8 protein-coding genes are annotated in these 9720 nt (G+C 65.9%); 1 reads left to right on the top strand and 7 read right to left on the bottom strand.

Annotated features, from left to right (window positions below):
- Positions 1–173: 173 nt before the first annotated feature.
- From ACF09K_RS25895 to ACF09K_RS25875, 5 genes are read right to left on the bottom strand one after another with little or no spacing between them, the layout of a single operon-like run.
- Positions 174–1142 (bottom strand): S-4TM family putative pore-forming effector, encoded by a 969-nt coding sequence (locus tag ACF09K_RS25895; RefSeq protein WP_392247141.1) that lies wholly within the window; start codon positions 1140–1142, stop codon positions 174–176.
- On the bottom strand, positions 1139–2005 hold the full coding sequence (locus tag ACF09K_RS25890) for a CBASS oligonucleotide cyclase (protein ID WP_392247139.1): 867 nt from the start codon (positions 2003–2005) through the stop codon (positions 1139–1141). The genes ACF09K_RS25895 and ACF09K_RS25890 overlap by 4 nt, the downstream gene beginning before the upstream one ends.
- Before the next feature lie 24 nt (positions 2006–2029).
- Complete coding sequence (locus tag ACF09K_RS25885) at positions 2030–2533, bottom strand: hypothetical protein (protein WP_392247137.1); 504 nt, start codon at positions 2531–2533, stop codon at positions 2030–2032.
- Positions 2530–2943: a hypothetical protein gene (locus tag ACF09K_RS25880; RefSeq protein ID WP_392247166.1), complete on the bottom strand. Its 414-nt coding sequence runs from the start codon at positions 2941–2943 to the stop codon at positions 2530–2532. Before ACF09K_RS25880 ends, ACF09K_RS25885 begins: the two co-directional genes overlap by 4 nt.
- Before the next feature lie 52 nt (positions 2944–2995).
- A complete protein-coding gene (locus ACF09K_RS25875) occupies positions 2996–3901 on the bottom strand; it encodes an AAA family ATPase (protein WP_392247136.1) in 906 nt (301 codons plus the stop codon).
- A gap of 246 nt (positions 3902–4147) precedes the next feature.
- Here ACF09K_RS25875 and ACF09K_RS25870 point away from each other — a divergent pair, with 246 nt between their 5' ends.
- A complete protein-coding gene (locus ACF09K_RS25870) occupies positions 4148–5263 on the top strand; it encodes a helix-turn-helix domain-containing protein (protein ID WP_392247134.1) in 1116 nt (371 codons plus the stop codon).
- Positions 5264–5688: 425 nt separating this feature from the next.
- Here ACF09K_RS25870 and ACF09K_RS25865 read toward each other — a convergent pair whose 3' ends face one another.
- Together ACF09K_RS25865 and ACF09K_RS25860 are read right to left on the bottom strand one after the other, a co-directional pair.
- Positions 5689–6270 carry a hypothetical protein gene (locus ACF09K_RS25865; protein ID WP_392247132.1) on the bottom strand — a complete coding sequence of 194 codons (582 nt, stop codon included), beginning with the start codon at positions 6268–6270 and terminating at the stop codon, positions 5689–5691.
- 159 nt (positions 6271–6429) lie between these two features.
- On the bottom strand, positions 6430–9714 hold the full coding sequence (locus ACF09K_RS25860) for an SAV_2336 N-terminal domain-related protein (protein WP_392247130.1): 3285 nt from the start codon (positions 9712–9714) through the stop codon (positions 6430–6432).
- Positions 9715–9720 lie beyond the last annotated feature (6 nt).

Below are 9720 nucleotides of genomic sequence, written 5' to 3'. Positions count from 1 at the left end.
GCTACCTTGCCGGCCTCCACCTCCGAGCCTCCATAATCTGGATCGACGACTCGCTCAAGTACACCGTGTGATCACGACATCACACAGCCCCTAGTGGGCTTCGACGTAGGCGACGGTGGAGCCGTACGGGGGCCTTGACCCTTGATCGTGGTGCGTGGAGTTATTTCCGCACACTATGTCGGTGGCGGGGTACTTTGGGCGAGGCGGAGACGGTGGCCTTCTGCGGTGTCGCCGAAGTCGCGTTCGTCGTCGTCGCGGAAGCGTTTGTAGAACCACTCGGGTACTCGGGTGGTGTCCAGACGGGTGCGGAGTATGCCGTCCTGCACGTCCCGTGCGACGTTCCGTAGGCGGTGACGTTCGTCGTCGGGGATGTGGCCGGGGCGTCCGTTGTGTAGTTCGGTGTTGACGACCTTGGTGAGTCGGTCGCGTTCGTCGGCCACCTTGTGTTGGCCGGACCAGATCTCATAAGCGATCTGATAAGCCGCCAAGGACGGCACAAAGAAGCTGAGAAGCGTGTCGCCCAGAGACACATCCGCAACCACCAGGCCGGCGACAAGGCCGATGGTGGCCCACAGGATCGCGGTGGCAGCAATGAGGTAGCTATAACGGCGGCGGAGACGGGCGTCCCAGGCGAGGTTCTGTTCCTGCGCGATGAACACGTCGTAGGGATGGTGGACGCCGTTGGTGGGGTCGTACCAGCCGTGGGTGATGCGCTTGTCCTTCGCACTGCCTCGGGGCAGCTTACGCGCGAGACGGCGGACGTCGGGTTCGGGGATGGGGTCGCCTGCAACGGTGGCGCGCCACGGCAAGTGGAACAGGGCGATGTCGAACATCTCTTGGAGCAGGGCCCCCTGGCGGGCGGTGTTTCCGGCGAGGCCCTTGAGCAGGAACGCGGAGACGACGAACCAAAGGAACCCGACGATCGAGACAGCTGTCCGACCGTGACCGAGCACCGTGATCAGGACACCGGCGGCGGCGAGCACGACGGCGGCGGTAACGCGCACGGCTTCAAGGAGCTGGCCGCGTTGGTGGCTTGCCGACGCAGCGCGCTGAAGGAGCAGCATGTCGTCGTCGAGCTGCCGCTCGTGGATGGCTCGAGGCGGGATCCCGTGGATGCCGCCGGGGTCGGTGGAAAGGTTCATGGCCTGGTCATCCGGTTCCCGAACAGCTTCTTCCACTCGTCGTAGGCGGCGCGTTCCTGGCCGTCATCCTCCAGGTCAACCGCTCGTTCCGCGATGGCGCGGGCCTGGTTGAGCGCGTTGGCCGCGGCGAGCTTCTGGGTCGCGTTCATGACGGCGTTGACGTTGCCGCCCAGGTCGGCGGGGTCGGGCCACTCGTCGCCGATGCGTTCGGCAGCGGTGGCCAGGAAGGTCACGATCTCGTCCTGGTAGCTCCCGATCGGCGGCTTCACCAGCGTCTGAGCCATGACCTCCAGCAGGAAGGAGGGCGACACGGGCTCGCCGAGTTCGCGGTTGATGCCCTTGACCATCTTGACGAAGGGGACGTACTTGCCGTCGCAGTCGGCGTTCTTGGCGATGCTCAGCTCGTGATGGCGCTTGGGATTGGTCGCGATCCAGTCACCTGCCGAGGGATTGGGAATGTAGTAGCCGCCGTCGTCTCTCTTGAAGGCGGGGACTACGTCGATCGACATGACCTCGTCGTCGGGACCGTAGGGGATCACGATGGCCATGCCGTCGCGGGCTGCGTCGCTCCACTTCTGACGGAGCAGGTTCTCCAGCGCGTTGATCACTTGGATGGGGGCCTGATCGCGGAAGCCGGCCTGGGAGCCGTCGGCGTCGAGGACCACGAAGATGTCGATGTCCTTAAGCTTTTTCGTCTTGGTGTCGCGCCGATAGCTGCCGGTGAGGAAGTCGTCGGCGAGGTCCCAGTGCGACCGGACGAAGTCGCGGATGGACTCGTGCCGTGCCTTCGCCAACTTCTGCTCGGTCGGGGTGATTTCCAGGTTGTGCTTGAGGTTGGCGAAAGCGTCGTCGATGTATCCCATGGCGGTGTGCTCCTCCTCGTCGTCTCAGCTGTGGTAGTACCGCATACCGGTCGAGGCGTGCGGGGCGGAGCCAAGGGTGCCGAAGGTAATGCCGCTCAAGCCGTCGATGCTCGCCCGCTGGCCGGGGCCCCAACCTGGTTGTGGAGTGCGGGGCCCATTGAAGGTGCAGAACAGCCGGTAGGTGGTGCCCGTGGGCACCCGGTCGAGCTTGGCCCGGAACCGGGCGGCTCGGGCACGGGAGGCGGTGAACTCGGCGTTGCCATCGCCGGGGGTGGTGTAGGACACCGGGAACTCGATCACCGGTGCTACGGCGCCTGAGGGCTGGTGGCACTCCAGGACAACCGCGTCGAGGCTACCTTCCTCGATCCACGCCTTGATCGCGTTCTCGTTCTGCACCCAGTTGCGGCTCAGCGGGTCCATGCTGATCTTCAGGTCGGCGAGGATGCCGGTGATGGTGCCGAGAATGACGTCGGTCAGGTGCGTGGCGGTGTGTGCACGGGTGTAGCTGTAGGTGTAGGTGGAGGTCATCGCTGAGTCACCGCCCGTCGCAGAGCCTCACGATCGATCAGCGGACCGGAGTGGGCAGCCTTCGTCTCTGGAGCGGGTGGGACAGCGTCGGACAACCGGGCGTGACCGTCAGCGGCTGCCTTCACCTGCTCCTGGAGCGGGGCCGGGGATGGCAGGTAGATCATAAAGTCGTCTGCGCCCGTCGCGCCGGGGACAGGGGTGAGGTTCTCCTCCAGCGTCAGCGCCGCAATGCCGGACACGGTCGTTATCTCGCAGTGCACCTTGCCTGCGACCAGGGTGATCGGGTGACCCTGAAGGTGGTCTGCCGCGATCAGCATCCGCCCGACCGCCTCGGCGGCCGACATTGCCTGCACTGCCTCGTCGCGGGACAGCGCGGAGGACTGCGCCACGGTATCCGCCACGAGGTCCATGATCACCGTCCAGGTTCCGCTGGCACTGCGCACGGGTGAGGCCGCCACCTGCCTAGTGCGCCGCACGGGACACCTCCGGCTCGTCCGTCTCCGCGACCGCGTTGCGCACTGCGGCGGCCAGGCCGTCTTCGGTGAGGCTGCCTGGGTCAAGCACCGTGTCCAGCCGCTGAGCCAGAGCTTCGAAGACCACCTTGCGCGTACGGCGACCGTCCAGCCCGTGAGCCGCTTCGGCGATGCGGTCCATCGCAGGGGAGCGCGCCAGCGTGCCCAAGGCCGGGTACTTGTCGGCCAGCGTCAACAGCGTGGAGGCCAGGATCCTACGCAGTGCCTCCGGTTCGGGAAGCGGGACGAGGATGGCGGCGTCGGAGCGGGAGAGGAACGCCTCGTCCAGGGCGGTGGTGAAGTTGCTGGTCGCGACGAAGAACAGGTGCGGGTGCTCGGCGGCGTTGAGATCCAAGGCAGTGAGCACGGCGTCGGTGGCGCGGTGGACATCAGCCGGGTTGGCGGCCAGTGAAGCCGCTGAGCGGGCGACCGCCATCGATTCGACCTCGTCGAGGATCACCACGGTCGGCACGCCGTCCGACGCGAGCCCCGGCACGTACTCGCCGAGCAGCTCGCTGACCCGCTGCTGCGACTGCCCGTGTTCGGCGCTCATCAGCCCGTGCGGGTTGATCTCGATCCGCCTGACCGCGCCTCCAGGGACATAGCGGGCGACTTGTGCCGGCAGGCCCCGTGCCAGGGTGGTCTTGCCGGTGCCGGGAGGGCCGTAGAGCGTGCACAAGCCGTGCAACGCCGTCACCGCGAACGGCAGGTCAGATCGCACGAGCAGCGACAACACTGTCTGGTTGCGCAGCCGCTCCTTGATCTCTTCCGGCACCACGATGGCGTCCCACAGCGCGGTCTCCGCCGAGTCGGCGGTGATCACCTCATCCGCCAGCACGCACTCCTGAACCCTCATCCCCTCAACTCCGTCCCCCCACGCCTAGTGGGTTACCTCAGATCTGAACATGATCTTCCGCGTTTCAGGGAGAGTACACCATGTGGCGGAGATGCAACTCGACACACTTCACTCGGGCGTGTCTGCTGGAGGCCGTGTGATTTTGACCGTCCGGTAATGAAGGCATGCCTAAGATGCGAGCGGAACATTCAAGATCGAGAATCGTCCGCTGATCGGTGGACATCGACTGGCCCGGAGACGAGCGACGTGAACGACCCGCAACTGGACCCTGGCGACATCGCAGCCCTGTTCGATCGCGCCAGACTGCGCATGGCACGCGAACTACGTGGGCTCACCCAGGTGCAGCTAGCCCGCGAGGTCGGCGCCGTCACTGCGGCTTCGATCAGTCAGTTCGAGAACGGACACACCAAGCCCGCCACATCGACGCTTCGCCGGCTCGCGGTCGCGTTGCGGGTGCCGCCCTCGTTCTTCGCCGCTCCGGCCCGCCCCCCTGCGCAGGATCAGGTCAACGGGTTCTTCCGCAGCCTTCGCTCCACCTCCCCCCGAGATCGCCAACAAGCTCTCGCCTACGTGCACCTCGCACGAGAAATCACGCTTGAGCTCGAAAAGCACGTCGCATTGCCCGAACTCAACCTGCCGCGCGTCCCATCCGACGAAGGACAGCCCCTTCGGTCCCCCGATATCGAACAAGCGGCAGCCCAAATCCGTAACCACTGGAACGTCCCACGCGGTCCAGTTCAAGATGTCGTGCGACTACTGGAAATGAACGGCATTGTAGTCGTCCGCTTCCGTGTCGGTATCGAAAAAGTTGATGCATTCTGTGTCGACTTCCCCGACAGGCCCGTTATTGCCCTGGGGGCCGACAAGGGCCTGCGCGACCGCTCCCGCTTCGACGCGGCCCACGAACTAGGCCATCTGGTCTTGCATGGCTATACTGGAAAAATTGGCGACAAGGTCACTGAAAGTCAAGCCCATGAGTTCGCTGCCGCGTTCCTCATGCCGGCCGACGACATCAGATCCGAACTCCCGGAGCGGCTCGACTGGCCCGCATTTCTCCGCTTGAAGGCAAAATGGCATGTCTCACTAGCCGCCCTACTGGTCAGGGCAAAAACGCTCGGCGTCATGAGCGAACACACCTACGCCCAGGGCTGGAAAGCGTTGTCCGTCCGAGGGTGGAGAAAAGCAGAGCCTGGCACCCTGGGAAATCCAGAGGCTCCCGTACTCCTGCAGCGCGCACTAGAACTCATGGAAACAACGGGTATCTCCTTCGCCGATTTCATCAATCGTTCCGGTTTTCCGGAAGCCGACGTTCGAAACCTGCTCAGTCGGGATATCAGCGAACGACCCCGCGTGGAGTTCTGACCTACCTCACCCGATCGCTCAGTATCCGAGGTCATAGAGGCCGAAGTGGTGGTCGTCTCAGCGCCAACGTGGTTCGACAACCCCGATTGGGTCGTTGGCTACAACCTCGGCGCTCGCTTCATCGGCTGGAAACGGTTGACCAGTGAGAGGACAACGCCTTGCTGGACGTGCTGTAGAGCGAGGAGACGCAAGGACGCCCAGGTGATGCGGGGCACAGCCGGTGAGAGCACCGTCATCCCGTTCGTCTTGATGAGCTGCTCCACGGTACGGGAGAGGACGAACTGGTGGTCCCCGCGAGAGGGGTGATCCGGTGCGCCAGAACGCCCTCTCCGCGCGGTCGTAGTGGTGACCGCGTGGGGTGATCTGTGAGAGGAAGCGGCCTCACCGAAGTGCTCTCGTGGAGCCGCTTCCTCTCACCGACGCCCCTACAACGAGGGGGCGCTGGGTACCGTTCTGACCAGATTGAAGACCTCTCGGGCGGCATATCGTTTGAGGCATCGGATGATCTCACGTCGGGTCTTGCCCTCCTGGGTGCGTGGGTCGTGGCGCAGGCGGGTGAACACGATGCGGTGCAGGGCGGCGTTGGCCTGCCGGTCGTCGCCATGGTTGAGCCGACGCGAGCTCCGTCGGTGCTGGGCCAGCAGGCTCAGGGTGATGCAGGTGGCCTGGGCCACCGCGCCCTCGTCGCCCCCGCCGTCGTGCAGGCCGAAGCGCGCGCAGGTGCGGAACAACTTGCGGTTGCCCGGGTTGGACAGTCCTTCCCGCAGGGCGGGGTCAGCTATGACCAGGACGGCCTTGAGCTGGTTGATCGCCTGAGTGCGGGCCTTGACCGCGGAGTCCTTGGCGAGCTTGAACATCCGGGCGCTGTGCATCGGACCGTCGCCGGTTTTGGCCCGGGCCCGGGCGCGGCCGCTGAGCACGGCCCGCGCGGCGGCCTGCGCATCGAGCGGGTTCGACTTACCGAGCAGCCGGCGGGCCGTGCGGTCGGGCCGGTTCACTTCGTACACCTGGACGTGCTGGGCCAGCAGGTAGCGGGACAGTCCGCTCCGAAGGTGCCGGTGCCGTGGTGTTCGATGTCGTCGTACGGCTCTCCAACCAGCCGGGGCCACAATTCACTCGTCGTCGGTGACCTCGCCGCCCAGAAAGCCTCGGCGATCGCCTTGAACTCATCGAGAGCGGCCAGGAGGTCCTGGACGATCTCCTGCGCGATAACCTCGGGCGGTAGGTCGTTGTTCCTCGTCCTCGAGGGCCGGGTCCTTCATCCAGGTGATGTCGAAGTTGACCTTGTCGCGCTTAATCAGGTCGTCATACTCGAAGACCCGCCACGGACCCTCCGGGGTCTCGGAGGGGACGCGGCTCTCGCTGTCATCGGCCTTGTAGGCGTCGACGAAGTCCTGGAGGTGAGCGCGGGTAAGAGGACGCTGCTTGAGGGTGAAGTGCTGGCCGGTGCGGAAGTCGTACACCCAGGTACGCTCGGTGTGGGGCTTGCCGTCGGCGCGGGGCGCCTTCTTCTCGAAGAAGAGGACGTTGGCCTTGACGCCGCCGGCGTAGAAGATGCCCGTGGGCAACCGCAGGATGGTGTGCAGGTTGAACTCGTTCAGCAGCCGCCTACGGATCTTTTCGCCGGCACCGCCCTCGAACAACACGTTGTCCGGGAGGACGACAGCCGCGCGGCCGTCGATCGAGGTGAGCGACATGATGTGCTGCAGGAAGTTGAGCTGCTTGTTCGTCGTGGTGACGGTGAGGTCGTCGCGGTCGTACTCAACGTCTTCCTTTTCGACCTGTCCGTCCTGACCAATGATGCTGATGGCGGACTTGCGGCCGAAGGGCGGGTTCGCGAGGACGAGCGTCGCGCGCTTGCCGAATGGCTTCTCGGCCAGGGCGTCTCCGACCGAGACGAGGCTGGGGCCGTCGCTGGTGCCGATGCCATGCAGCAGCATGTTCATCGCCGCGAGTCGGGCAGTGCTCGTGACGAGCTCGTTGCCGCGGATGTGGTCGCCTCGCTGGAGGGCTTCGCGCTTCTCCCCGGGCAGGCCCTGCATGTGGTGCTTACGCAGGTACGTGTGGGCGGCGATGAGGAAGCCGCCAGTGCCGCAGGCCGGGTCGGCGATGATGTCGTCCGGTGTCGGCCTCGAGACCTCGACGATCGCGTCGATGAGGGCGCGAGGGGTGAAGTATTGGCCAGCACCTGTCTTAGTGTCGGAGGCGCCCTTGTTGAGAAGCCCTTCGTACGCGTCGCCCTTGAGGTCCGCCCCCTTGATGGTCCACTGTTCGCGGCCGATCAGGTCGACAACGAGCTTCTCCAAGAGCGCGGGCTTGGTGATGCGGTTCTGCGCCCCGGCGAAGATCGTGCCGATAGTGGTTCCGGGGCGGCGGCCCAGCTCGTCGAGGATGGCGCGGTAGTGCTTCTCCAACTCCACCCCACGCTTGCTAGCCAGGGACTTCCAGTCGTAGCCCTCGGGGACGACCTGGGCAATGTCGTCGTCCTCCCAAGCCTCCTCGGCAAGCTCGTCGACCATCTTCAAGAATAGCAAGTAGGACAGTTGTTCGATGTACTCGATGGTGGACAGGCCGTTGTCCCGCAGGACGTTGCAGTAGTTCCAGAGCTTGGCGACCAGCGTGTTGGTCTGAGCCGCGGCGCGTGCGCGAACCTCCGGCGGCGCGTCCGTGGCGAGATTCTCAACCAGATCGGTCACCCCCGCCCGCAGGCTCTTGCCAGACCCGTCGTCGTACGGCGGCGCACCCTGCCTACTCGGTTCAGAGTCCCCGATCCGGGCCGCCCCATACCTCAGGGAGCCTTCAGTCACTGGTCTGGGCACCACAGTGCGGTCCGGTACGGATGTCATCGGGATGGAATCTGCGGACGGGATACCGAGACGCGTCAGCAGCTGCTCCCGCAGCCAACCGAAGGGGCGTCCGATGTCGTCGATCACGGAGAAGCCCTCCGGGTGGCCGACCCAGGCCGGGAAGACCGGGGCACGGCCGACGGCTGCTTCGATGTGGCGCGTGATGGCATCGGTGGTATGCAGCAATTCCTTCGGGGAGACGGCGCTGAGCAGAATTCGGCGGGCGTCGCTCGCGAAGTCAAACCGTCGGTGGTGCGGCAGCCGTTCCGGCTCGGCGGCATCCGCCTCGTGCATCAGTCCGCCCAGAAACACCTCCATTAGATGTCCGGGGTCCGTCGGAGGCCCGATGGCGGCCTGCACCAGACGCATCACGGGAGGCGTTACAGGCGCGACCGCTGCGACGTGGGCCGCCAGCCGGTACGCCTCGGCGGACGCGGCCTCCCTGAAGCGGAGCACCGCTTCGGCGGCGTCAATTCCCCGAGTGTCGGCGGCGGGCCGACCACAGCTTCGCTGGCCGCCATCCCACAGCGGGAGGAGAGCGGTGCCCCCGGGCGAGGCGATGAGTAGCGCCCAGTCGGCAACGGCCTCGGGGGTCGGCGTGAGGACGGGGACGGGTACGGAGTCGAAGCGGACGAGGTCCGGCGGCAGGTCCGGATCAGTGACATGCCAGGCGCGGGTCGGGCCGCCACGCCGTCGGGTGGTGACCTGCCAGCGCCGTGCGCCGATCCCAGTGCCCGCCCAGAGCCGGGTTGGCAGCGCGTGGACGATCGCCGTGGGCCCGCACCTTCCCCAACGTCCCGTCACCTGCCTCATCCCGCCGTTCCGCCAGGCTGCGCCCACGCCGTCACTGACAATGAGGACGAGGGTGTTCCCGCTCGGGTCACACAGAGTTTTTGGCGAAAGAAGACGGCTGCGGTGGCGATACGGGCTGGCCCGCAAGGACGGGATGGCGCCGCGCGTGTCGAGTCCGTACACACGTACATCGCGGAACGCCCCGGCGCGTTCCATCAGCGCTCGGATGTCGGCGGCAAGGCGTTGCCAGAGAACCATGGAGATGCCGTCATCGACCACAAGAGCCAGGGACAGCCAGCGGGTGCGCGCCTGGCGGGTGACAGGCTCGGGCACGCCTGTGTCGGCCATGGCCGCGACGGTTCGCGCGATATCGAGTTCATAGCGACGCCGGTCGGGGAAGCGCTGCCGCAGCGGTCGGAGGGACTTGCCAAGTCGGAGCTGCCTGGCCCCAATCAGGCGGCTTTCCGGAGCACGGACAGCGACCGCCCGGGACGGGATCGCCCCTGCGGACACCTCCGGGTCGTCATGGGCACGGGGCCGCGCTGTGGCTTGGACGGGGTTCGCGGACGCTGGGTCTGTTGACTCCGCAGTCGTCGGCTCGGCAGTCGGCGTGTCGTGCCCCGCAGCCTCCGACACGGGTGTCGCCGATCCGTTGTGGTGGAGGGAGCCATGCTGCTCCGAGAGCGTCGCAGGTTCGCCAACGGCACGCGCCACGGGTGCAACCCCTCGGGGCAGCCTTCTGGCGAGCCATAGAACGTCGAGGAGTTCCTCATAGGAGATCTCTGCCCCACTCTCGGCCAGGACCTTCGTCACGCGCGA

The sequence above is a fragment of the Streptomyces sp. NPDC014882 genome (assembly GCF_043081325.1).
Classification (GTDB): Bacteria; Actinomycetota; Actinomycetes; order Streptomycetales; family Streptomycetaceae; genus Streptomyces.
Note: the sequence above shows the minus strand (reverse complement) of the source record. Positions and strands in the feature narration are given on the sequence as shown.

Excerpts from the sequence above, each read along its gene's own strand:
- ACF09K_RS25880 (WP_392247166.1), bottom strand. The coding sequence starts at position 2,943 with ATGGACCTCGTGGCGGATACCGTGGCGCAGTCCTCCGCGCTGTCCCGC.
- ACF09K_RS25875 (WP_392247136.1), bottom strand. The coding sequence starts at position 3,901 with ATGAGGGTTCAGGAGTGCGTGCTGGCGGATGAGGTGATCACCGCCGAC.
- ACF09K_RS25890 (WP_392247139.1), bottom strand. The coding sequence starts at position 2,005 with ATGGGATACATCGACGACGCTTTCGCCAACCTCAAGCACAACCTGGAA.
- ACF09K_RS25885 (WP_392247137.1), bottom strand. The coding sequence starts at position 2,533 with ATGACCTCCACCTACACCTACAGCTACACCCGTGCACACACCGCCACG.
- ACF09K_RS25895 (WP_392247141.1), bottom strand. The coding sequence starts at position 1,142 with ATGAACCTTTCCACCGACCCCGGCGGCATCCACGGGATCCCGCCTCGA.